The organism is Mycobacterium angelicum, from assembly GCF_002086155.1.
In the GTDB taxonomy this organism is placed as follows: domain Bacteria; phylum Actinomycetota; class Actinomycetes; order Mycobacteriales; family Mycobacteriaceae; genus Mycobacterium; species Mycobacterium angelicum.
The window spans coordinates 1-22,021 of record NZ_MVHE01000076.1 but is presented as its reverse complement, the minus strand read 5'-3'; the positions used below and the strand labels follow the sequence as shown (position 1 = coordinate 22,021).

24 protein-coding genes, 1 tRNA gene and 1 pseudogene are annotated in these 22,021 nt (G+C 66.1%); 10 read left to right on the top strand and 16 right to left on the bottom strand.

Annotation, left to right across the window (positions count from 1 at the left end; all coding sequences use genetic code 11):
* Positions 1–14: 14 nt before the first annotated feature.
* From BST12_RS34375 to BST12_RS25445, 3 genes are all read right to left on the bottom strand, one after another.
* A complete protein-coding gene (locus BST12_RS34375; protein WP_281254843.1) occupies positions 15–146 on the bottom strand; it encodes a hypothetical protein in 132 nt (43 codons plus the stop codon).
* 117 nt (positions 147–263) lie between these two features.
* Positions 264–335: transfer RNA gene (locus BST12_RS25450), tRNA-Thr, on the bottom strand.
* Between the two features lie 39 nt (positions 336–374).
* Positions 375–1,100 (bottom strand): hypothetical protein, encoded by a 726-nt coding sequence (locus BST12_RS25445; RefSeq protein WP_083116007.1) that lies wholly within the window; start codon positions 1,098–1,100, stop codon positions 375–377.
* 160 nt (positions 1,101–1,260) lie between these two features.
* Here BST12_RS25445 and phoP point away from each other — a divergent pair, with 160 nt between their 5' ends.
* On the top strand, positions 1,261–1,983 hold the full coding sequence (gene phoP, locus BST12_RS25440; protein ID WP_083116006.1) for a two-component system response regulator PhoP: 723 nt from the start codon (positions 1,261–1,263) through the stop codon (positions 1,981–1,983).
* 31 nt (positions 1,984–2,014) lie between these two features.
* Positions 2,015–3,481: a sensor histidine kinase gene (locus BST12_RS25435; RefSeq protein WP_083116005.1), complete on the top strand. Its 1,467-nt coding sequence runs from the start codon at positions 2,015–2,017 to the stop codon at positions 3,479–3,481.
* Here the strand turns inward: BST12_RS25435 and BST12_RS25430 are convergent.
* Entirely contained in the window at positions 3,478–3,879 is a 402-nt protein-coding gene (locus tag BST12_RS25430; protein WP_083116004.1) for an HIT family protein, read from the bottom strand. The two genes, BST12_RS25435 and BST12_RS25430, sit on opposite strands and share 4 nt — an antisense overlap.
* A gap of 45 nt (positions 3,880–3,924) precedes the next feature.
* Between BST12_RS25430 and BST12_RS25425 the strand changes: the two genes are divergently transcribed.
* Entirely contained in the window at positions 3,925–4,845 is a 921-nt protein-coding gene (locus BST12_RS25425) for a C1 family peptidase (RefSeq protein WP_139801925.1), read from the top strand.
* Positions 4,846–4,947: 102 nt separating this feature from the next.
* Entirely contained in the window at positions 4,948–6,366 is a 1,419-nt protein-coding gene (locus BST12_RS25420; RefSeq protein ID WP_083116002.1) for a hypothetical protein, read from the top strand.
* Here the strand turns inward: BST12_RS25420 and BST12_RS25415 are convergent.
* The 8 genes from BST12_RS25415 to BST12_RS25380 form a co-directional block, all read right to left on the bottom strand.
* The gene (locus tag BST12_RS25415; protein ID WP_083116001.1) at positions 6,363–6,782 is read right to left on the bottom strand and encodes a nuclear transport factor 2 family protein; all 420 of its coding nucleotides are present in this window, start codon (positions 6,780–6,782) and stop codon (positions 6,363–6,365) included. The genes BST12_RS25420 and BST12_RS25415 overlap by 4 nt on opposite strands.
* A gap of 7 nt (positions 6,783–6,789) precedes the next feature.
* On the bottom strand, positions 6,790–7,917 hold the full coding sequence (locus BST12_RS25410; RefSeq protein WP_083116000.1) for an NDMA-dependent alcohol dehydrogenase: 1,128 nt from the start codon (positions 7,915–7,917) through the stop codon (positions 6,790–6,792).
* A gap of 151 nt (positions 7,918–8,068) precedes the next feature.
* Positions 8,069–8,614, bottom strand: coding sequence for a hypothetical protein (locus BST12_RS25405; RefSeq protein WP_083115999.1), 546 nt, complete (start codon positions 8,612–8,614; stop codon positions 8,069–8,071).
* A 2-nt stretch (positions 8,615–8,616) separates the two neighbouring features.
* Positions 8,617–8,826, bottom strand: a complete 210-nt coding sequence (locus BST12_RS25400; protein ID WP_083115998.1) for a ferredoxin — start codon at positions 8,824–8,826, stop codon at positions 8,617–8,619.
* Between the two features lie 5 nt (positions 8,827–8,831).
* On the bottom strand, positions 8,832–10,190 hold the full coding sequence (locus BST12_RS25395) for a cytochrome P450 (RefSeq protein WP_083115997.1): 1,359 nt from the start codon (positions 10,188–10,190) through the stop codon (positions 8,832–8,834).
* Positions 10,187–11,014, bottom strand: a complete 828-nt coding sequence (locus tag BST12_RS25390) for an SDR family oxidoreductase (protein ID WP_083115996.1) — start codon at positions 11,012–11,014, stop codon at positions 10,187–10,189. Before BST12_RS25390 ends, BST12_RS25395 begins: the two co-directional genes overlap by 4 nt.
* Positions 11,014–12,243, bottom strand: coding sequence for a cytochrome P450 (locus BST12_RS25385; protein ID WP_083115995.1), 1,230 nt, complete (start codon positions 12,241–12,243; stop codon positions 11,014–11,016). Before BST12_RS25385 ends, BST12_RS25390 begins: the two co-directional genes overlap by 1 nt.
* On the bottom strand, positions 12,240–12,851 hold the full coding sequence (locus BST12_RS25380; RefSeq protein ID WP_083115994.1) for a TetR/AcrR family transcriptional regulator: 612 nt from the start codon (positions 12,849–12,851) through the stop codon (positions 12,240–12,242). Before BST12_RS25380 ends, BST12_RS25385 begins: the two co-directional genes overlap by 4 nt.
* Before the next feature lie 186 nt (positions 12,852–13,037).
* On the opposite strand from BST12_RS25380, the gene BST12_RS25375 reads away from it, so the two are divergent.
* The 5 genes from BST12_RS25375 to purD all read left to right on the top strand — a co-directional run bounded on the left by BST12_RS25375 (position 13,038) and on the right by purD (position 18,004).
* On the top strand, positions 13,038–14,516 hold the full coding sequence (locus tag BST12_RS25375; protein WP_083115993.1) for an aldehyde dehydrogenase: 1,479 nt from the start codon (positions 13,038–13,040) through the stop codon (positions 14,514–14,516).
* An 11-nt stretch (positions 14,517–14,527) separates the two neighbouring features.
* Entirely contained in the window at positions 14,528–15,280 is a 753-nt protein-coding gene (locus BST12_RS25370) for an SDR family oxidoreductase (RefSeq protein ID WP_083115992.1), read from the top strand.
* Positions 15,277–16,158 (top strand): NAD(P)-dependent oxidoreductase, encoded by an 882-nt coding sequence (locus BST12_RS25365; RefSeq protein WP_083115991.1) that lies wholly within the window; start codon positions 15,277–15,279, stop codon positions 16,156–16,158. Before BST12_RS25370 ends, BST12_RS25365 begins: the two co-directional genes overlap by 4 nt.
* Complete coding sequence (locus tag BST12_RS25360; protein ID WP_139801924.1) at positions 16,155–16,589, top strand: carboxymuconolactone decarboxylase family protein; 435 nt, start codon at positions 16,155–16,157, stop codon at positions 16,587–16,589. The genes BST12_RS25365 and BST12_RS25360 overlap by 4 nt, the downstream gene beginning before the upstream one ends.
* Before the next feature lie 143 nt (positions 16,590–16,732).
* On the top strand, positions 16,733–18,004 hold the full coding sequence (purD, locus tag BST12_RS25355; protein ID WP_083115989.1) for a phosphoribosylamine--glycine ligase: 1,272 nt from the start codon (positions 16,733–16,735) through the stop codon (positions 18,002–18,004).
* Here purD and BST12_RS25350 read toward each other — a convergent pair.
* Together BST12_RS25350 and BST12_RS25345 are read right to left on the bottom strand one after the other, a co-directional pair.
* Complete coding sequence (locus BST12_RS25350; protein WP_083115988.1) at positions 18,001–19,584, bottom strand: gamma-glutamyltransferase family protein; 1,584 nt, start codon at positions 19,582–19,584, stop codon at positions 18,001–18,003. The two genes, purD and BST12_RS25350, sit on opposite strands and share 4 nt — an antisense overlap.
* A 1-nt stretch (position 19,585) precedes the next feature.
* On the bottom strand, positions 19,586–20,497 hold the full coding sequence (locus BST12_RS25345) for an alpha/beta hydrolase (RefSeq protein ID WP_083115987.1): 912 nt from the start codon (positions 20,495–20,497) through the stop codon (positions 19,586–19,588).
* Between the two features lie 61 nt (positions 20,498–20,558).
* Here BST12_RS25345 and BST12_RS25340 point away from each other — a divergent pair, with 61 nt between their 5' ends.
* On the top strand, positions 20,559–21,176 hold the full coding sequence (locus BST12_RS25340) for a TetR/AcrR family transcriptional regulator (RefSeq protein WP_083115986.1): 618 nt from the start codon (positions 20,559–20,561) through the stop codon (positions 21,174–21,176).
* 55 nt (positions 21,177–21,231) lie between these two features.
* On the opposite strand, the pseudogene BST12_RS25335 reads toward BST12_RS25340, so the two are convergent.
* Positions 21,232–21,623 (bottom strand): annotated as a pseudogene (locus tag BST12_RS25335) (DUF429 domain-containing protein); the annotation flags it as partial.
* 68 nt (positions 21,624–21,691) lie between these two features.
* On the bottom strand, positions 21,692–22,021 hold a 330-nt coding region (locus BST12_RS25330; protein WP_139801922.1), incomplete at its 5' end, for a PE-PGRS family protein.

Below are 22,021 nucleotides of genomic sequence, written 5' to 3'. Positions count from 1 at the left end.
ACCAGTGGATACCTCTACTTGGCCACCAGTGGGTACTTTTTCATGGCCACGGACACCTTCTCGGCCAGCTGACTAATCGACAATCCATCGACAATCACCGCCATCACTGCCTGATACCGCTGGTCAGACACGCTCAACTCCTTCATTCAAAGGAGTGTTAAGGATCGACCGAGGTAACTGTCAAGCATCAGCCGAAACACTGTCAGGCATCACCCGAAACAGAAATGTCAAGCATCGACCGACGTCAGTCATACAAGATTGGGAGCCCCCTGTCAGGATTGAACTGACGACCGCTCGCTTACAAGGCGAGTGCTCTACCACTGAGCTAAGGAGGCCGGTTTAAACCGGTCTAAACCGGATGCAAGCCTAGCGGCTTACGTCTCGCCGTCGATGATGCGCTGCGACCCCACCGACCGCGACGATGACCGCCGCACCGGACGGCGCGGCAGCGGGATGCGTTCGGCGATATTGCTGAGCGGGTTGACCACCAGCGTCAGCGCGGTGACGGCGTCCTGCAGGGTGGCGATTGCCGGCTCCAGCGCCTCCATCCCGGGCGCCAGCCGGGCCAGCGTGTCGGCGAGATCGGTGAGCTGTTCGAGCGGCCCGTCCTTGGAGGTCAGGGTGTCGATCAGCCCGCCTTCGGCGAGCAGTCGCTCGGCCACCCCGTCCTCGGCCAGCAACCGTTCGATCATCCCGTCCTCGCCGAGCAACCGATCGGCCAGCCCGCCCGGTTGCAACGCCCGCTGCAGCCCGCCGCCCTCGGCGGTCAGCCGGTCCAGCAGCCCGTCCGGCGCCGTCACCAGGTCCACCAGCCCGCCCGGGCGCAGCAGGCGGTCCATCGGACCATCGGCGGCTACCGCCCGTCCCAGCGGCATATCGTCGTCCAGCAACCGCGCCAGCCGGTTTGCTCGCGCCAGCGCGTCGTCGATCCCGAGCATGTTCGCCATCGCATTGGACCCACGCGGACCGGCGGCATCACCCATCGATTGCTTAGCCAGACCGACGGCCGCGCCGGCAAGGTTTAAGCTCGCCTCCGCAGCAGCGAGGCCGATGCGTGCGGGCGCGGTGGCAAAAGCCACGAAGGCTTGGCCGAGATTCATCCTGTGAGTGTATTCGCGGCGCGCACCCGTTACCCCGCACGGGTCCAAGCCGATTTGATGATTCCTGGCAGACTATTAGCAGATTACGGACAACGAGCTCTCAGGAAGTACTCAATGATTGTGAAGCTAACGTTCAACCGGGCGCTGGGAGATTGACCGCATGACAGCAGGAGTCCCAGGCGAGAACACCACACCGGAGGCGCGCATCCTCGTCGTCGACGACGAGGCCAACATCGTCGAGCTGCTTTCGGTGAGTCTGAAGTTCCAGGGTTTCGAGGTCATCACGGCCACTAACGGCGCCCAGGCGCTCGACCGGGCCCGAGAGTCCCGGCCGGACGCGGTGATCCTCGACGTGATGATGCCCGGCATGGACGGCTTCGGGGTGCTGCGCCGGCTACGCGCCGACGGCATCGACGCTCCTGCGTTGTTCCTGACGGCCCGCGATTCGCTGCAGGACAAGATCGCCGGCCTGACGCTGGGCGGCGACGACTACGTGACCAAGCCGTTCAGCCTGGAGGAGGTGGTTGCCCGGCTGCGGGTCATTCTGCGCCGCGCCGGCAAGGGCACCGCCGAACCCCGCAATGCGCGTCTGACCTTCGCCGACATCGAGCTCGACGAGGAAACCCACGAGGTCTGGAAGGCCGGTCAGCCGGTGTCGCTGTCGCCCACCGAATTCACCCTGCTGCGCTATTTCGTGATCAATGCGGGAACCGTGCTGAGCAAGCCGAAGATCCTCGACCACGTTTGGCGCTACGACTTCGGTGGCGACGTCAACGTCGTCGAGTCCTACGTGTCATACCTGCGCCGCAAGATCGACACCGGGGAAAAGCGCCTGCTGCACACCCTGCGCGGGGTGGGCTACGTGTTACGTGAGCCGCGATGAGCGTGCTTGTTCGACCGGCGGGGTAGCGCAAATGGCGCAAACGGCTAAGTACCGGCAACGCGGAGTGCCGCTGCGAGTGGGCCTGGTCGCGGCCACCCTGGTTCTGGTGCTGTGCGGTCTGCTGGCGTCGGGTGTAGCCGTGACCTCGATCTTGCGCCACAGCCTGATCAGCCGCATCGACTCCACCCTGCTCGATGCCTCCCGCACCTGGGCGCAGTCGCCGTGGAAGCATTCGTCGGCCAACACCGACGGGTTCGATCCCGCCCGGCCACCGTCGAAGTTCTATGTGCGCGGCATCAGCCCCGACGGCCAGACCGTGACCGCCATCAACGACCGCAACGCCGAGCCGATGTTGCCTGCCAACAACGACGTGGGCCCCAACCCGACGACGCTGCCGTCGGTCCGCGGCTCGGACATCGAATGGCGCGCGGTAACGGTGCGCGGGCCGCAGGGCGGCCTGACCACCGTGGCCATCGACCTGTCCGACGTCGATCACACGGTCAGGTCACTGGTGTGGTTGCAGGTCGGCATCGGCGCCGCGGTGCTGGTGGTGGTCGGGATCGCCGGCTATGCGGTGGTGCACCGAAGCCTGCGGCCACTGTCGGAGGTCGAACAGACCGCGGCGGCCATCGCCTCGGGCCAGCTGGATCGCCGTGTCCCGGAACGCGATCCGCGTACCGAGGTGGGCCGGCTTTCGTTGGCGCTCAACGGCATGCTCGCCCAGATTCAACAGGCGGTCGCTTCCTCGGAATCGTCGGCGGAAAAGGCGCGTGGCTCCGAGGACCGGATGCGTCGATTCATCACCGATGCCAGCCACGAACTGCGCACCCCGTTGACCACCATTCGCGGCTTCGCCGAGTTGTACCGGCAGGGGGCGGCCCGCGACGTGTCCATGCTGTTGTCGCGCATCGAGAGCGAAGCGAGCCGGATGGGTCTGCTGGTGGACGACCTGCTGATGCTGGCCCGGATGGACGCGCAGCGTCCGCTCGAACACACCCCGGTGGACCTGCTGGCGCTGGCCAGTGATGCGGTGCACGACGCGCAGGCGATCGATCCCCAGCGCACGATCAACCTGGAAGTCCTCGACGGTCCGGGCATACCGGAGGTGCTCGGCGACGAAGCCCGCCTGCGTCAGGTACTCAGCAACCTCGTCGCCAACGCGCTGCAGCACACTCCGCACACCGCCGACGTCACCGTGCGGGTCGGCACCTCGGCTGACGACGCGGTGATCGAGGTCGCCGACAAAGGTCCGGGCATGAGCCAGGAGGACGCGTCGCGGGTGTTCGAGCGCTTCTATCGCACCGACTCCTCGCGCGCGCGGGCCAGCGGCGGAACCGGACTGGGACTTTCGATCGTCACATCGCTGGTCAACGCCCACGGCGGGGCTGTCACCGTGACCACCGCACCGGGCGAGGGGTGCTGCTTCCACGTGACGCTGCCGCGCGTCAGCGACGTGGCGCTGCCAGTCGCTGAGTCAGTCGGTGAGCCGGTCAGCTAGAGCTGTGCCAGGGCCGCCTTGATCCGGGCCTGCGCGTCGTCCAGCGACTCCGGCGACGGATTGCGATCGACGTTGGCGAAGCCGAAGTCGCTCAGGCTGCGCGTCGGGAAGACGTGGACGTGCAGGTGGGGCACCTCCAGCCCGGCGATGATCACCCCGGCGCGCTCGGCCTGGAACGCCTTACACACTGCCTTGCCGATCAGCTGGCTCACTTTCATAACGTGGCCGAAGGCCGCGCTGTCCACGCTCTGCCACTGATCGATCTCGTCGCGAGGCACCACCAGGGTGTGGCCTTGCGTCATCGGCTCGATGGTCAGGAAAGCGACGACGTCGTCGTCCTCGTAGACGAAGCGGCCGGGAAGTTCGCGGTTGATGATCTTGGTGAAGATCGATGCCATTCAACCAGCATATGTGTGACGAGACGGCCCGGTACGGTCGTGCGCATGCATTCGCGGATGGACAGGCGTTCGCTACTCGCGCTTGCCGCGGCCGGTGCGTTGACGGCTGCGTTGCCCTCGTGCAGCCATGGCGACGACGAGCCTTACGAACTCACCAGCTACGGATACGATCCCGAAATCCCCGAACCGGCGACACCGGAACCGCCGGTGCGCCGCGGCAAAGTTCCGACGGCGGCCTCGGTCCGGGCCGAATGGTTGCCCCCGGTTGGCCGGCAAACCATGCCCAACTGTTTCGTGTGGGGCACGGTATACGGCCTGGCGACGTTCTACGCGGCCCGCAAGAGCCGCACTCCGCCGACCACCGCCGCCCGGCAGGCCGCCGCCGACTATGCCTACATCCGGTACGAAATCGCCAACAAGAGAGAGCAGAACAGCTGCGAGGGCGGCCAAATCGTCAAGTGCCTCAATTGGCTTCGAGCCAACGGCGGCACCCCCTCGCTGGCTGCCGCCCCCAACCACGCGCGGCGCGGACCCACCTCGTCGTGTGAACTCAACTGGACGGATTACGGGTCGCGAACAATTCCGCCGGATCCGAGTTTCCTTATCCCCGAACACAAGACGACGAAGATCACCGGCCCGGACGGCTTGGATCACCTAAGGACAGTCATCGCGGCCGGCATGCCGATCGCGTTCGGCACCTACCTTTACAGCGACTTTCCGCATTACCGCGGCGAGCCCTCGCCCTACGTCGGCAATGGACAGTTCATGTACCACAACGGCAAGAAGGCCGGCCATGTCATGCTCATCGTCGGCTACGACGACGCCTATACGAAGAACACCGGCGCCGTACGCATTCAGAACAGTTTCGGAACACGTTGGGGCCAAAAGGGATTCATGTGGATGGCCTATGACACCCTGGAATCGATAGCCCAGGGCACCGGGACTTACGTTCCCGAATCCGCCTGACCCCGCACACCAGTGAAGCCGAATCGTTAACGCAGCGTTGCCGTGTCGTTTTCCGGGGTCTTCAAACTGCCATTTGACCCACGACACGGGAGAGGAACCTAGGTGCGGTTTCCTGCGGCGGTGCTGGCAGTACTGACCGCGTGCGCCGCAACACTCGTCCCCGCACCCGCTCAAGCGGCCGATGCTTTCGGGCCACTGGCGCCGCCCAACCCGTTCATGGCGCCAAATGGCTTGGCGTCCATGCACAACGATGCGGGATCGGCCGACGCCGGACCGCTGCCCGGGCCCGGCGCCCACATCGTCCCCATCTTCGCCTACCCGCTGCTGGCGGCCTGCCCGACGATCACGCAGGGCACCGACAATCTGGTGGTGGCGCTGTGCACCACCATCACCAACCAGAGCCCGGTCGTGCATCTGATCGACCCGGGCGGCATTCTGCCCCAGGTCATTCCGCTGGCCAGCATGAACATCACCAAAGGCGGCCTGCTCGGCGGGGTTTATGCCTACCTGGACAACAACAACCAGCTGGTGATGATCGATGGAACCAACCACCTGATCCGCGTCGCGCACGCCAAGGACGGGCTGGGCCGTTGGCAGCTGACCGTCACCGAGTCCACCGACGTGTCCAGCGTGATACCGCCGGGCGACAGCTCAGTCGGCGTGGTTCCCGATTACCAGGGCAACGTCTGGTTCGCCACCGCCACCGGCGTGGTCGGGGTGGCCAAGGCCGGGGGCGGTGTCGGCAGCGTGCAACTTCAAGCCGGCGAACAAGTGGCCAACAGCATCTCGGCGTCACCGGCCAATCGCATCGGGGTGGCCACCACCTTCGCGCTCTACGAGGTGAACCTCGACCCGATGGGCAATCCGCAGATCCTGTGGCGCCAGGCCTATGACCGCGGTCCGGCCCGCAAGCCCGGCCAGCTGAGTTGGGGAACCGGTTCCACCCCAACGTATTTCGGGCCCACCGGGGCCGACTACCTGACCATCGTCGACAACGCCGACCCGCAGGTGCACGCGCTGGTCTACCAGTCCGGCACCGGCAACCTGATCTGCCAGCAACCCGTGCTGACCCAGGGCGGGCCGGGTAGCGAGAACTCGCCGATCGGGGTCGGCAACACGATGTTCATCGCCAGCACCTACGGCTATCCCTATCCGGCGGTTCCACCGAACGCCGGGCCGGCAGTCCCGCCGACGGCGCCGTTCGTCGGCGGAATGACCAGAGTGGACGTCGACAACCCCGGCTGCCACACCGTCTGGGACAGCGCGGTTCGCAGCGCGGCATTGCCGCACCTGTCGATCGGCGACGGCCTGATCTACACCATCACCCGAATCGGGCTCCAAAACACCACTCCGCTAGACGTTTTCGCGTTCGCGGTCGTCGACCCCAACACCGGCAAGGTTCTTATCGAGCAACCGAAATCGGCCACCACGCTCAGCGACCCGATCCAGACCGCCAGCATGGTGCTGATGGGCAACAAGGTCATGCAGGGCAACATCACCGGCATAGGCCGGATTGGCTAAGCCTGCTTGCCGAAGGTCATCATCTCCAGGTTCCAGTACCCGCGCATGTTGGCAATCAGACCCTCGTCGTTCACCCGGTAGGTGAACACCCCGCGCACCGAGCTGGTGAAGCCGCCGTCAAACTTGCTGTCCAGCACCAGGATATGAGCGACCTCGTTGGGCGAGCTGGACGGGAAGGTCTCCTCGCACGTAACGGTGAGCTGGTTGGCCGCGATGTTGGTGTCGTAGAAATTGGCGACGGCATCCTTACCGCGCACCCCGGTGCCCTCGGGATTGGTAATCGATTTGCCGATCGGGTCTTCGATGACGACGTCGTCGGCCATCAGCGCCAACCAGCCCTCGCGGTCATGAGTTTGTACGCAACGCCACGACGCCTGCGATGCGGTAAGAGCCGGGGACTGGGCGGTTTGAGTCATCGCTGGGTTACCGATCAGCGTCCGTGTACCGGATGACGCCGCGAATGTTCTTGCCGTCCAACATGTCCTGGTAGCCGTCGTTGATCTGCTCAAGCCTGTACTGGGTGGTGACCATGTCGTCCAGGTTGAGCTTGCCGGCCTTGTACATCGACAGCAGCTGCGGGATGTCGTACTGCGGGTTGCCGCCCCCGAAGATGGTGCCTTGCAGGTTCTTCTGCATCAGGGTCAGCATCGCCAGGTTCAGGGTCACGTTGGTGTCCAGCAGGCTGCCGATGGCGGTCAGCACACAGGTGCCGCCCTTGGCCGTGATGTTCAGGTAGTTGTCGATGTCGGCGCCCTGCAGCTCGCCGACGGTGACCACCACCTTGTGCGCCATCAGTCCGTAGCTGACCTCGGCGATGCCCATCAGCGCGGCGTTGATGTCGGGGTAGACGTGGGTGGCGCCGAACTTCAGCGCCTGATCGCGCTTCCATTCGATCGGGTCGATGGCGAAGATGTAGCGCGCACCGGCGGCGACGGCGCCCTGCAGCGCCGCCATGCCGACCCCGCCGACACCGACGATGGCGACATCCTGGCCCGGCCGGATGTCGGCCGTGCGGACCGCCGAACCGTAGCCGGTGGTGACGCCGCAGCCGACCAGAGCGGCCACCTCAAACGGGATCGACGGGTCGATCTTCACCACCGAGCTGCGGTGCACGACCATGTACGGCGAGAAGGTGCCCAGCAGCGTCATGGGGAAGACGTTCTGGCCGCGGGCCTGGATGCGGAAGGTGCCGTCGGATACCGCGGCGCCGCCGAGCAGGCCGGCTCCCAAGTCACACAGGTTGCGCATGCCGGCCTGACAGGTCGGGCAGGTGCCGCAGGACGGGATGAACGACAGGACCACGTGGTCGCCCGGGGCGATGTCATCCACGCCGGGGCCCACCTCGGTGACGATGCCGGCGCCCTCGTGTCCGCCGAGCACCGGGAAGCCCGCCATCGGGATGCCGCCGGTGACCAGATGGTGGTCGGAGTGGCACATGCCGGCCGCCTCCATCTGGATCTTGACCTCGTCTTTGACCGGGTCGCCCATCTCGATTTCCTCGATGGACCAGGGCTGGTTGAACTCCCAGATCAGAGCGCCTTTTGTCTTCACGTTGGACCTGACCCCATTTCGCCTTTGAATTGATCAGAACTGCCTGACTCCGTCATGCCCGGCAGCGGTAGTGACGAGTGCCACATGCACTCCTTGGCGCCAGCATAGCGTGCGTAACAAATCAAATGCTTGGTTGGTCTAACCATCCGGCTCACCAGATCGGCACCGGCGTCTTGCCCAGCGGGTAGTAGCCCGGCAGCCGCTCGCCGGCCAAGCTGCGCTCGATCCGCTTCTGCATTCCCTTGGACAGTTTTCCCGCCTTCATCAGGTCCAGGTACACCGTTTGCACATGGCCGAAGTCGAAGAAGTCGCGTTGCCATTCGATCTTGGCGTCGGCGTTGAGCCGGAACCAGCTGCCGCCGATGCCGTAGATCTCGGCCTGGGTGCCGTCGGCGTCGGTGGCTACCTGCTTCCAGAAGCCGACGATCTCGCCCTGCTTGTCATCGATGATGACCTTCTGATACGGGTACTGCCAGTTCTCCAGGCCCTCCATCTCCAGGCCCAGCGCAATGTCGCGGATCTCGTCGATGCCGACGCACATCACGTCTTCTTTGGGGCCGATGTTCCAGCCGTAGGTGGCGTCGTCGGCGTAGAAATCGGCCAATACCTTCCAATGGCCGTCGCGTTCGGCGGTCCGGTTGGCCTCCAGCCAGCGCTCGACCCAAGCTTCTAGTTCCTCGCGCGGAAATGACGCCATGTCTAGTCTTCTTTCTCTTTGATGAATAGCGCTTGGGTAGGGCACATTTCGACCGCGCGCTCGACTTCGTCGCGGGCGTCTTCGGGCGGCTCGGGGTCGAGGATCTCGACCGTGCCGCGCTTGGGCACCCGGAAGTAATCCGGTGCCTCGAGTTCGCACATGGCGTGGCCCTGGCACAGATCCCGATCGACTTCGATCCTGAAACCCGCCATGAGCGTCAAGCCTGAGCGCGCTTGCGATAGCGGACCTTGGCCGGCCGGGCCAGCTGCACCACCATCTTCGAGTGGTCGTTGCGGTAGCTGTCGGCCGGCTGAGCCATTTCAAACTCGTACTCGCGCAACAGGACTGAGAAGATCGCCTTGATCTGCATGGTCGCGAAAGCGGCGCCGACGCAACGGTGCCGGCCCGCGCCGAACGGAATCCACGTCCACCGGTTGACGATGTCGGCCTGCTCGGGCTTGTTGTAGCGGTCCGGGTGGAACGCATTCGGGTCGGGAAAGTCCTCGGGAATGCGGTTGGAAATCGCCGGCGACGCGGCGACGTAATCGCCGTCGTGGATGGGAAAGCCGTCGACCTCGAACTCGCCCTTGGCCACTCGCATCAGGATGATCAGCGGCGGATGCAGCCGCAGCGTCTCCTTGACCACGTTGTCCAGCTTCGGAATCTGGCGCAGCGCATGGAAACTCACCTCCTGGCCGTCGGCGTAAAGCTCCTCCAGCTCGGCGAGTACCTCGGCGTAGACGTCGGAGTGGCGGATCAGCTCGATCAACGTCCACGCCGACGTGCCCGAACTGGTGTGGTGCCCGGCGAACATCAGCGAGATGAACATGCCGGTGACCTCGTCGGCGGTAAAGCGAGGGTTGCCGTCCTCGTCGCGGATCGACACCAGCACATCGAGCATGTCGCGATCGCTCTTGTCCTTGGGCGGGTTGGCCAGCCGCTGGTTCATGATCTCCTGGACCAGCGCCACCAGGTCCAGGCGGGCCTGGTCGCGTCTTTGGAAGCTCTCGATCGGCAGATAGGGGTCCACGTAGCACAGCGGATCGGTACCCCGCTCCAGCTCGTGGTAGTAGTGCGCGAACCGCGAATCGAGCTGGTTGCGGAATTTCAGGCCGATCAGGCAGGCCGTCGAGGTGTAGATCGTCAACTCGGCGAAGAAGTCGAGCAGGTCGATTTCGCCTTCGTCACCCCAGTTGGCGATCATCTTCTTGACTTCGCCCTCGATGGTGGCCGCGTGACCTTTCATCTGCTCGCCGCGCAGTGCGGAGTTGTGCAACATCTCCTTGCGCCGCTCGGGGCTGGCGTCGAAGACCACGCCCTTGCCGAAAATCGGCGTCATGAACGGGTAGGCCTGCGCCTGGTCCAATTCCTCGTCGGCGGAACGGAAGAAGAACTCGTTGGCGCCGGCGCCGGACAGCAGGATCACGTGCTTGTCGGCGAGCTGGAACCAGCCCACGTCGCCGCATTCGTCGCGCACCCGCTGCATCAGCCCGATCGGATCGGTGCGGAACTCGTCGAGGTGACCGTGTTCTTGTTCGCCGCCGGAAACCCGTGGTACCACTGCTGTTTTGGTCATTTGTCGTTCAGCGCCTTCTCGTCCACTTTCAATTGCTGCCGTTCCTTCGTCGCGGCCAACGGCGCCTCGGGCTGCAGCTCCATGTTGGCGACGAAGCCGCCGCGCGGCGTCTCGGCGACGAACGTGATTGCCCGGGCCAAATCCGCTGCGCGCAGGAAGTAGTCGTGGCGGGCCTGGCCCCACTTGGCCCAGTCCTCGAGCGCGGGTGCGATCAGCTCGGGCGGCAGGCTCCAGCCCATACCGGTCTTGGTGGGCCCGGGGTGCACGATCGACGCCCGCACGCCGGTGCCTTCAAGTTCCATTTGCAGATTGGTCACCATCGCCACCAGTGCGGCCTTGGCGGCGCCGTAGGCGCCCATGTGTGGGCGCTGCCGCAGGGCGACGTCGGAGCCCACGAAGATCAGGTCGCCGCGCTGCCGCTCCACCATGCCCGGCAATACCGCGGTGGCCAACCGATTTGCGCCGACCAGGTGGATCTGGATCTGCGATTCGAAAGCCTCGCTGTCGATTTCATGCAGCCGGCCGAAGTAGGTGTCCCCGGCGCCGGTCACCAGAACTTCGATGTCGCCGAGTTGTTCGGTGGCCTGATGCACGAAGCTCTTGACCGACTCGGGGTCGGTGACGTCGAGCGGCAGAGCGACGGCCTCGCCGCCGTCGGCGCGGATCTTGTCAGCGATCTCCTGGCATTTCTCCACACGCCGGGCTCCCAGTGCGACCGGAAAGCCGTGGGCGGCAAGCTCAACCGCGGTGGCTGCGCCGATGCCCGACGACGCGCCGGCCACAATCGCCGGTCTGCGCGCCGGGTGTGGATCGAAGCGGGGCATTACGGCACCTCCACGGTGATCGGTAGGTGGGCGAATCCGCGGACATTACTGGAGTGGACGCGGACGGCGTTGGCCTCGTCGACCTCGTACCCGCGGATTCGCTTGAATAGCTCGGTGAGCGCCACCCGTGCCTCCATCCGGGCCAGATGGGCCCCCAGACAGAAGTGCGCGCCACTGCCGAAACTCAATAATTTAGAACCTATTTCGCGCCCGATCAGATATTCGTCGGGCTGGTCGAACACGCGCTCGTCGCGGTGTGCCGAGCCGGGCAGCAACAGCAGGACGTCCCCTTCGGGGACGGTGGTGCCGTAGAGCTCGAGCGGCCCGGAGACGACGCGGGCCAGGATCTGGCTGGAAGTGTCGTAGCGCAGTGTCTCCTCGACCCACAGCGGTATGCGCGACAGGTCGGCGTAGACCGCCGTCAGCTGGTCGGGATTCTTGTATCCCCAAAAAGCCGCATTGGCAAGGAGTTTGGTCGTCGTCTCGTTGCCGGCGATCACCATCAGGAACATGAACCCGAGGACTTCTTCGTCGGTGAGCCGGTCGCCCTCGATCTCGGCCTCCAGCAACGCCGACGTCAAATCGTCGGTGAGCTTCTTGCGCCGCTCGGCGATCATCCCCTGGTAATAGACGATGAGGTTGATCGACGCGTCGATCGCCGAGGCGGGCACGTCGGTGACGCCGTCCTCGCGGTGCATGACGGCATCTGCCCAGGCGCGCACCTGAACCCGATCGGCTTCGGGCACCCCCATCAGCTCGGAGATGACATCCATCGGCAACTTGCCGGCGAAGTCGTCGACGTAATCGACGGTGCCGTGTGCCGCTTTCTCCAGCATGGCGTCGAGGTGTTGCTGGGCGATCTCGGTGATTCGCGGCTCTAGTTCGCGAATTCGCCTGGGCGTGAAGCCTTTTGACACCAATGTGCGCAGCCGCAGATGCGCCGGGTCGTCCATCGCCAAGAACGACATCGTCTTCGACGCGTGCGGCCCGCGCGAGATGGGATCCAGTGCGACGCCGTCGCGGTTGGACAGCGTGGTGCTGTTGCGAAATCCCTGATGCACATCGGCATGCCGGGACAACGCCCAGAAGCCGAGCTTCTCGTTGTGATACAGCGGCGCTTGGTCACGCAGCCGCCGATAGTACGGGTACGGGTCTTCGTGGAAGTCGTAGTCGTAGGGGTCCAAGACGAGCTCGGGGTCGCCCTGCAAAGAGGAGGTGCGCACGGTCATTGCTTACCTTTGTCGGTGCCGGCCAGGATGAGGCTCACCACGTCGGTGAGCCGGTCGGCGATCTCGTGATAGGTGAACTGCCCGCTGCCGGCCTGCACCAGCGCACCGAAGAACGCCATCTCGAGTGCCGACACGGTGCCGGGTTCGGCGCCGGGACCGATGGCCGACGCGATGCGGCGATGGATTTCCGCGCCGATCCGATCGCGGGCGGCGCGCACCGCCGCGTCGGCGCTACCGCCGAGCAGCGCCGCCGTGCACGCGGCGCCCACCTCCGGTTCGTCGGCGACCACCAGGGCCAGATGGCGTAGCGCCTGCTCGACCCGGGCCGGCATCGACTCGTTGACGTCGGTGAAGAACGGGACCTGCCGAACCAGGTCGAGGTAGACCTCGGCGATCAGATGGTTCTTCGACGAGAAATACGTGTAGGCGGTGGCCGGAGCGACCTTCGCGCGAGCCGCCACCATGCGCACCGTCAGATCGGCATACGAGTTCTCCCGCAGCGTTTCCATGCCGGCCGCCAGCACCTTGCGGAAGGTCTCCTCCTGGCGCCGGTTGCGCGGCGCTTGCCCGGACTGGGCTGCGACGGAAGCCAGAGCATCGCTGGACACATGTCCAAGCTAGAGTATGCGGGCGAATCTAGGCAAGTCTGGATTGCGAATGAGCAGCTTGATCGGTCGCAGTGGGCATCCGGCGGGGTCTGAAGGTTGCGCTGGCCGCACCTCCGCGGTTATGGTGCGAACAGGGAATATCGGACAAGTGTCCACCTTCATACGGGCTGTAGATGGGATTTGTAGATGGCCGACCGATCGCTACTGGCTGACGGCGTGAGTGCGCTGTTCATCGACGGCAAGCTGGCCGAGGCAAGGGCGGGAACATTCCCGACGATCAACCCGGCCACCGAGGAGGTGCTGGGTGTGGCCGCCGACGGTGACGCCGTCGACATGGGTCGCGCCCTCGACGCCGCGCGGCGGGCCTTCGACGAAACGGACTGGTCGCGCAACACCGAGTTGCGGGTGCGCTGTGTGCGGCAGTTGCGCGACGCGATGCAACAGCACATAGAGGAGTTGCGGGAACTCACCATCTCCGAAGTCGGGGCGCCGCGGATGCTCACCGCCGCAGCCCAACTGGAAGGCCCGGTCAATGATCTGGCGTTCGCCGCGGATACCGCCGAGTCCTATGCGTGGAACTTTGATCTCGGCCAGGCAGCACCGATGGGTATCCCCACCCGGCGCACCATCGCGCGGGAAGCCGTCGGCGTCGTCGGGGCCATTACGCCGTGGAACTTCCCGCACCAGATCAATCTCGCCAAGCTGGGTCCCGCCTTGGCTGCGGGCAACACCATCGTCCTCAAGCCGGCGCCCGACACGCCCTGGTGCGCGGCCGTGCTCGGCGAACTCATTGCCGAGCACACCGATTTCCCGCCGGGTGTGGTCAACATCGTCACCTCCAGCGATCACAGCCTGGGGGCCATACTCGCCAAAGATCCTCGGGTTGACATGGTTTCGTTCACCGGCTCGACCGCAACCGGCCGCAGCGTGATGGCCGACGCCGCGGCCACCATCAAACGAGTGTTCCTGGAGCTGGGTGGCAAATCGGCTTTCGTGGTGCTCGACGACGCCGACCTGGCCGGCGCCTGTTCGATGTCGGCGTTCACCGCGGCCATGCACGCCGGGCAGGGATGTGCGATCACCACCCGGCTGCTGGTGCCGCGGGCCCGCTACGACGAAGCCGTCGCCATCGCCGCCGGCACCATGTCGTCGATCGAGCCCGGCGATCCGGATGACCCGGGAACCGTATGTGGACCATTGATTTCGGCGCGCCAGCGCGACCGGGTGCAGGGCTATCTCGATCTGGCGATCGCCGAGGGCGGGACATTCGCCTGCGGCGGCGGCCGGCCGGTCGGCCGCGACGCGGGTTTCTTCATCGAGCCCACCGTGATCGCGGGACTGAGCAACGACGCCCGGCCCGCCCGGGAGGAGATCTTCGGGCCGGTGCTCACGGTGATCGCCCACGACGGCGACGACGACGCGGTTCGAATCGCCAACGATTCGCCATACGGCTTGTCCGGCACCGTGTTCGGCGCCGACCCGGACCGGGCCGCGCAGGTGGCCGCGCGGCTGCGGGTCGGCACCGTCAACGTCAACGGCGGCGTCTGGTATTCGGCCGATGCCCCCTTCGGCGGCTACAAGCAGTCCGGCAATGGCCGCGAAATGGGCCTGGCCGGTTTCGAGGAGTACTTGGAAACCAAAGTCATTGCGACAGCGAGCAACTAGAGGAGATCGGCGTGGGACGGTTCGAAGACAAGGTGGCCATCGTCACCGGGGCTGCTCAGGGCATCGGGCAGGCGTACGCCGAAGCCCTGGCCCGCCAAGGCGCGGCGGTGGTGGTCGCCGACATCAACGCCGATGCCGCCCAAGCGGTCGCCAAGCAGATCGTCGCCGACGGTGGCACGGCAATCCATGTGCCCGTTGATGTTTCAGACGAAGAATCGGCCAGGGCGATGGCCGATCGCACCCTGGGCGAATTCGGTGGTATCGACTATCTGGTGAACAACGCCGCAATCTACGGCGACATGAAGCTGGACCTGCTGCTGACGGTGCCGCTGGACTACTACAAGAAGTTCATGAGCGTCAACCACGACGGCGTACTGGTGTGCACCCGCGCGGTGTACCGGAAGATGGCCAAGCGTGGCGGCGGCGCCATCGTCAACCAGTCGTCGACCGCGGCGTGGCTGTACTCAAACTTCTACGGACTGGCCAAGGTTGGCGTCAACGGTCTTACCCAGCAGCTGTCCCGCGAGTTGGGTGGAATGAACATCCGGATCAACGCGATCGCGCCGGGCCCGATCGACACCGAGGCCACCAGGACCGTCACACCCGGAGAATTTGTCAAGGACATGGTCAAGCAGATTCCGTTGTCCCGGATGGGAACTCCCGAGGATCTGGTGGGCATGTGCCTGTTTCTGCTCAGTGACCAGGCCTCCTGGATCACCGGGCAGATCTTCAATGTCGATGGCGGACAGATCATCCGATCATGAGCCAGACCGAAACCACACCGCGTTTGGGTTATATCGGCCTGGGCAACCAGGGCGCGCCAATGGCGCAGCGCTACCTCGGCTGGCCGGGCGGGCTGACGGTGTTCGATGTGCGGGCCGAGGCCATGGCCCCGTTTGTGGACGGCGGGGCAACGGCGGCAGCGAGCCTGGCCGAAGTCGCCGATGCCGACATCATCAGCGTCACCGTGTTCGACGATGCGCAAGTGCGCGAAGTGATCACCGGAAACGACGGGTTGGCCGCACATGCCAAGCCGGGCACCATCATCGCGATTCACTCGACCATCAAGGACACCACCGCCGTCGAACTCGCCGGTGAACTAAAAGCGCAAGGGATTCATATCGCCGATGCGCCGGTCAGCGGCGGCGCCGGCGCGGCCGCCAACGGCGATCTGGCCACCATGGTCGGCGCCGACGAGCAGACGTTCCGCCGCATCAAAGAGCCGTTCTCGCAATGGGCGTCAGTAGTGATCCACGCCGGCGAACCGGGCGCGGGCACCAAGATGAAGTTGGCTCGCAACATGCTCACCTTCGTGTCCTACGCGGCCGCCGCCGAAGCCGAGCGACTGGCCGAAGCATGCGGGCTGAGCCTGCGGGCCCTGGCCAAAGTGGTCCGCCACAGCGACGGCCTCACCGGCGGTCCGTCGGCGATCATGTTCCGCAAGACGACGGCGCCGATGGAACCCGACGACCCCTTGCGCCCGCTGCTGGAGCACACCCGCGAGCTGGGGGAGAAGGATCTGAGCCTGGCGCTGGCCCTGGGCGATGCGGTATCGGTTGACCTGCCGCTGGCGCGGGTGGCATTCGAGCGGCTGGCGGCCGGCCTGGGAGTACCGCGCACGGACACACCGAAGGAGACGTGATGGACGAACTGCGCCGTAAAGGCCTGGACAAGATGAACGAGGTCTACGCCTGGGACATGCCCGACATGCCGGGCGACTACTTTGCGCTCACCGTCGACCATCTCTTCGGCCGCATCTGGAGTCGACCCGGGCTGTCGATGCGCGACCGCCGGATGGCTGTGATCGCGGTGCTGACCGCCCAGGGCCAGGCCGACCTGCTGGAGGTCCAGGTCAACGCCGTCCTGCACAACGAGGAATTCACCCTCGACGAGTTGCGTGAACTCGCGGTGTTCATCACGCACTACGTGGGCTTCCCGCTGGGGTCCCGGCTGAACAGCGCGATCGAGCGGGTCGCCGGCAAGCGCAAGAAGGCCGCCGCGAGCGGTGCCGCACCCGACAAGAAGGCCAACGCCGCCCAGGTGCTCGCCAAGGAATCCGGCAAGCCGAGCTGAGTCACACCCGTCACGCCAGCCCCGGAGCGAACAGCCACACCCACATTGAAAGTGCGATATCGCCGGTGGTATCGCACTCCAGGCCGCAACATGCCCAACCGCGCAGCGGCCCGCCCACCCCACTGCGGCTAGTCTGACGTGTCGTGCGCGTCCTGGTGATCGGCTCCGGTGCCCGTGAACATGCTCTGCTGCTGGCCCTCAGCGCAGATCCGCAGGTCACAGGACTGATCATTGCGCCTGGCAACGCCGGCACCGCCCGTCTGGCCGAGCAACACAATGTCGACATCACCTCCGGTGACGAGGTTGTCGCGCTGGCCCGCGCGGTCCGGGCCGACCTGGTCGTCATCGGCCCGGAGGTGCCGCTGGTCCTCGGCGTGGCCGACGCCGTGCGCGCCGCCGGCATCGTCTGTTTCGGGCCCAGCAAGGACGCGGCACGCATCGAGGGCTCCAAGGCATTCGCCAAGGACGTCATGGCCGCCGCCGGCGTACGCACCGCGAAAAGTGAAATCGTGGACAACCCCGCACATTTGGATGCGGCCCTGGACCGGTTCGGGCCGCCCGCCGGTGAGCCGGCCTGGGTGGTCAAAGACGATCACCTGGCGGCCGGCAAGGGCGTGGTGGTGACGCCGGATCGCGATGCCGCGCGCGCCCACGCCGCGGCCCTGCTCGAGTCCGGGCACCCCGTACTGCTGGAGTCCTACCTGGACGGGCCCGAGGTGTCGCTGTTCTGCGTGGTCGACGGCCCAACCGTGGTGCCGCTACTGCCTGCCCAGGACTTCAAACGGGTCGGCGACGGCGACACCGGACCCAACACCGGCGGTATGGGCGCCTACGCGCCGCTATCGTGGCTGCCCGACGACGTCTACCGCGAGATCGTCAGCCGCATCGTCGAACCCGTTGCGGCCGAACTCGTTCGGCGGGACTGCCCCTTTACCGGATTGCTCTATGCCGGCCTCGCGATCACCAAGAACGGTCCGGCGGTGGTCGAATTCAATTGTCGCTTCGGCGATCCGGAGACCCAGGCGGTGCTGGCGCTGCTGGACTCACCAGTCGGGCAGCTGCTGCACGCCGCCGGTTCGGGCAAGCTGGCCGACTTCGGTGAGTTGCGCTGGCGCGATGGAGCCGCCGTGACGGTGGTGCTCGCCGCCGAAAACTACCCCGGCCGTCCGCGGGTCGGCGACGTCGTCACCGGTTCCGAAGCCGACGGGGTGCTGCACGCGGGCACCACACGCCGCGCCGACGACGGTGCCATCGTCTCGTCCGGCGGCCGGGTGCTGTCGGTCGTGGGCGTCGGCGCCGACCTGGCCGCGGCACGCGCTGCCGCGTACCAACGTCTGGGTTCAATTCGATTGCCCGGCAGCCATTTCCGCAACGACATCGGCCAGCGGGCAGCCGAGGGCGAAGTCACCGTCTAGAACGCTACCGCCTGGCCATCCCGCCGCGGGTCGCTGGCCGCAACGTACCCGTCGTCGAGTCGCCAGATAGCCTGGCAGCTGCCGAACGCGTCGTAGTCCTCGGTCAGGATCAGGTCGTGTCCCCGCCGGTGTAACTCCTCGAGAGTCGCTGGCGGAAAACCTTTTTCGCAACTGACCTGCAGGCCCTCCAGCCAGCGGAAGCGGGGACCGTCGCAGGCCGTCTGCGGGTTTTGGCCGTAGTCGGCGATGCGCACGATCACCTGCACGTGGCCCTGGGGCTGCATCGGGCCGCCCATGACCCCGAAGCTCATCACCGCAGCGCCGTCCCGGGTCACAAAACCCGGCAGGATGGTGTGCAAAGGACGCTTGTTCGGTCCGACTCGGTTCGGATGACCTTGTCTCACAACGAAACCTGCGCCGCGGTTCTGCAGCGAGATTCCGGTTCCCGGAACCACCACGCCGGAGCCGAACCCCATGTAGTTCGATTGGATCATCGACACCATCATCCCGTCGGCGTCGGCGGCGGTCAGATATACGGTGCCGCCCTTGGGGATTCCGGCGGACATCGGCATTGCCCGGCTGCGATCGATCAGTCCCGCCCGCTGCTTCAGGTAATCGCGGTCCAACAGCGACGCCGGGTCCAAAGACATGTGGTCGGCGTCGGCAACATAAGCCTGCGCGTCGGCGAAGGCCAGCTTCAGTGCCTCAATCTGCAGGTGCACGCTGTCGGCCGAATCAACTGGCAGCGAAGACATCTCGAAATGCTCGAGGATGCCCAGCGCAATGAGTGCGACTATGCCCTGACCGTTGGGCGGTATCTCGTGGACGGTATATCCCCGGTAGTTTGCACTGAGAGTGCCGACCCAATCGGCTCGATGGGCGGCCAGATCCTCGGCGCGCATGACACCACCGTGGGCCGCCGAGTGCGCCGCCAACGTATCGGCCAACTCGCCGCGGTAGAACGCCTCGCCGCGGGTAGCGGCGATTCGCTCCAGCGTGGCAGCGTGATCCGGAAACTTGAACAACTCACCGGGTTTGGGCGCGCGTCCGCCGGGCATGAATGCCTCGGCGAACCCGGGTTGGCCGGCAAACACAGGGACCTGTGCCGCCCACTGCGCAGCAACAGTGGGCGAGACCAGAAAACCGTTGCGGCCGTACGATATTGCGGTTTCGAAGAGTCGTTCGAACGGCAGCTTGCCGAACTTGGCGTGCAGCTCGACCCATGCCGACACCGCGCCGGGCACCGTCACGGAGTTCCACCCGACTACCGGAATACCCCCGCCGCCAAAGTATTCCGGTGTCCACGATGCCGGCGAACGGCCGGATGCGTTGAGGCCGTGCAGTTGGGCCCCGTCCCAGACGATGGCAAACGCATCCGAGCCGATGCCATTGGACACCGGTTCCACCAGAGTGATGGTGATGGCGGTCGCGACGGCCGCATCGACTGCGCTCCCGCCTTCGGCCAGCATCCGAAGACCGGCCTGGGCGGCAAGCGGCTGTGACGTGCTCACCACGTTCGCGGCCAGAATGGGCATTCGCGGCCACGTGTAGGGGAAGTTCCAACCGAAGGGTGTGCTCACGTCAGCCGGTCAGTAGCGGTGCCATCCAGGTGAGCTCCGCGGGTAACTGCGAGCTCCAGAAACCGCCGTTGTGACCGCCCGGCGAGAAGCCGCCGGCCGGCGGGTTGGGCAGCGCAGCGATGAACTGCTTGGTCGCCGAATAGAACGGATCGCTGTCGCCGCAATCCACCCGGATCGGGATCGACCCCAGCGCGGGCATGCCCCACACCGAGTTCGCCGCGAAGTCGTCGGCGCCGTCGAATGCCCCGGGTGCGGCCGCTCCGGCCGAAGTCCACAGCGCCGGGCTCACCGCGCAGATCGCGGCCGTGCGCCCCGCGCCCAGCCGGCCGCCGAGCAGCAGGGCGCCGTAGCCGCCCATCGACCAGCCCAGAAACGCCACTCGCGAGGTGTCCAGGTTCTGGCCGCCGAGCATCGGGATGAGCTCGTCGAGCACCATGGCCCCGGCGTCCTCGCCGGAGGCCCGTTTGTGCCAGTAGCCCCCGCCGCCGTCGACGGCGACTACCGCAAACGGTGGTAGCCCGGCGTTGACGGCCTGGGCCAGGCCCTGCTCGACGCCGCCGGCCATCACCGTCGCCGCATCGCTGCCCTTACCATGCAAGGCGATCACCGGTCGCAACGGTTTGGTCTGGCCCGGCGGACGCGCGATCGCCCAATTGGTCGATATCCCGCCGCGCGCGGCGGACACGAAGGATCCCGTCGACATCGTGGGGGCGGGCTGGGCGGCAGGGGCCGGATCGAGCGGCCGTGCCGGCGCCAATGGAACGCTTGTTCCACTCGCCGCAGGCGGCATGGCCTGTGACGTTCGGGGCAAAAACAGCATGTCGAGCGCATAAGCGCCGACGGCGCCGCATGCCGCGCCGACACCAAGACCGAGCACCGCGCGGCGGCTCATGTCTGGCATGCGGGCCATCATGCCATGGCCGTTTGACGAAAATGGCAATGGAGTACCACTTTGACTGGCAGCATGTGTGTGCGTGACGGCAGCAGTTACTCCAAAAGGAGAACGTAGGCGGTATGCGTTGGTAAGCGCTGCCGCCGAGCTGCTTGGCGAGGGCGGGTTCGAAGCGGTACGCCATCGGGCGGTCGCTCGGCGGGCCGGCCTACCGCTGGCATCTACCACCTACTACTTTTCGTCGCTCGACGATTTGATTGCCCGCGCGGTCGAACATGTCGGGATGATCGAGGTAGCTCAGCTGCGGGCCAGGGTCAATGCCCTGTCCCGACGGCGCCGGGGGCCTGAGACCACCGCTGATGTGCTGGTTGAGTTGCTGGTGGGGGACGTATCCAGTCCGGGACTCGCTGAGCAGCTGATATCGCGATATGAGCGTCATATCGCCTGTACCCGCTTTCCCGCATTGCGGGAAAGCATGCGACGCAGCCTGCGCCAGCGGGCCGAGGCGGTCGCAGAGGCCATCGAAAGATCAGGGCGTTCCGTTCACATCGAACTGGTGTGCACATTGATCTGTGCGGTCGACGGCTCGGTGGTCTCCGCGCTGGTCGAGGGACGAGATCCGCGCACCGCCGCGCTGACGACGGTAATCGACCTGATCGACGTGCTGGCGCCCGTCGACCAGCGGCCGGTGCGGATCTAGGTCGCGCGGTAGCGACGGCGTAACAATGTAGCCCGTCGCCAGGTCGCCGTAGGCGGGTCGCCGAGTGCGGGTAGACCTCGATGGCGCGCCTAGGCGCGGATGAAAACGGGTCGAGGTGCAGGCCCAGTGCTGCCGCCAGCCGTCCGGCGCGCGGCCCGTCGGCGAACTCGGGCCTGCCGGTGCTGGCCGGATGCGCCCCGGCCTCGAACCGGCGGAAGTCGCGGTTCAGCGCGGCCTCAGCGGGCCGTTGGCCGGTTGGGTTGGTTACCACCAGCGGCGCGTCGAAGCCGACCACGCAGTCGCCCTGGACGTAGGGCCCCAGCGCGGCCAGCACGTCGGCATCATCGTGGGCGGCGCCGGCCTGAACCAGACGACCGTCAGGTCGACCACCGCGATACCACTCGGGTTGCGACCACCCCAGGCCAGGTCCACTCCGGCGAAGTACATCGGCCTGAGGGTGGGCGTCGTCGATAGCGCGCCCGAGCCAAGAACGTCTGGGCCCGGCTGCGTCACGGCTACGTCAACCCATCCAAACCGAACAGCTGCCCCCCGGCGCCCGGGGTGCCACCGGCGCCCGGCGGGGTGCCAGTCCCGCCCTTACCACCGTTACCGCCGTCGCCGATCAGCACGGCGTCGCCGCCGGCCCCGCCACTACCGCCGGGCCCAAAGCCCTGCCCGCCGACGCCGCCGCCACCGCCGTCGCCGAACAGCCCGGCCTTGCCGCCAGCGCCGCCGGCCCCACCGTTAGCGGCGCCGAACCCACCGGTGCCGCCTGTCCCGCCATCGCCGGCGAGCATGCCGGCGTTGCCGCCGACACCGCCGGCACCGCCGATGGACCCGAGCCC

Coding starts and splice junctions, on each gene's coding strand:
- BST12_RS25375 (WP_083115993.1), top strand. CDS start 13,038: ATGGCCGACCGATCGCTACTGGCTGACGGCGTGAGTGCGCTGTTCATC.
- BST12_RS25430 (WP_083116004.1), bottom strand. CDS start 3,879: ATGGCATCGATCTTCACCAAGATCATCAACCGCGAACTTCCCGGCCGC.
- BST12_RS25345 (WP_083115987.1), bottom strand. CDS start 20,497: ATGATGGCCCGCATGCCAGACATGAGCCGCCGCGCGGTGCTCGGTCTT.
- BST12_RS34375 (WP_281254843.1), bottom strand. CDS start 146: ATGAAGGAGTTGAGCGTGTCTGACCAGCGGTATCAGGCAGTGATGGCG.
- BST12_RS25425 (WP_139801925.1), top strand. CDS start 3,925: ATGCATTCGCGGATGGACAGGCGTTCGCTACTCGCGCTTGCCGCGGCC.
- BST12_RS25395 (WP_083115997.1), bottom strand. CDS start 10,190: ATGACCAAAACAGCAGTGGTACCACGGGTTTCCGGCGGCGAACAAGAA.
- BST12_RS25385 (WP_083115995.1), bottom strand. CDS start 12,243: ATGACCGTGCGCACCTCCTCTTTGCAGGGCGACCCCGAGCTCGTCTTG.
- BST12_RS25415 (WP_083116001.1), bottom strand. CDS start 6,782: ATGACTCAAACCGCCCAGTCCCCGGCTCTTACCGCATCGCAGGCGTCG.
- BST12_RS25435 (WP_083116005.1), top strand. CDS start 2,015: ATGGCGCAAACGGCTAAGTACCGGCAACGCGGAGTGCCGCTGCGAGTG.
- BST12_RS25400 (WP_083115998.1), bottom strand. CDS start 8,826: ATGGCGGGTTTCAGGATCGAAGTCGATCGGGATCTGTGCCAGGGCCAC.
- BST12_RS25445 (WP_083116007.1), bottom strand. CDS start 1,100: ATGAATCTCGGCCAAGCCTTCGTGGCTTTTGCCACCGCGCCCGCACGC.
- BST12_RS25405 (WP_083115999.1), bottom strand. CDS start 8,614: ATGGCGTCATTTCCGCGCGAGGAACTAGAAGCTTGGGTCGAGCGCTGG.
- BST12_RS25365 (WP_083115991.1), top strand. CDS start 15,277: ATGAGCCAGACCGAAACCACACCGCGTTTGGGTTATATCGGCCTGGGC.
- phoP (WP_083116006.1), top strand. CDS start 1,261: ATGACAGCAGGAGTCCCAGGCGAGAACACCACACCGGAGGCGCGCATC.
- BST12_RS25390 (WP_083115996.1), bottom strand. CDS start 11,014: ATGCCCCGCTTCGATCCACACCCGGCGCGCAGACCGGCGATTGTGGCC.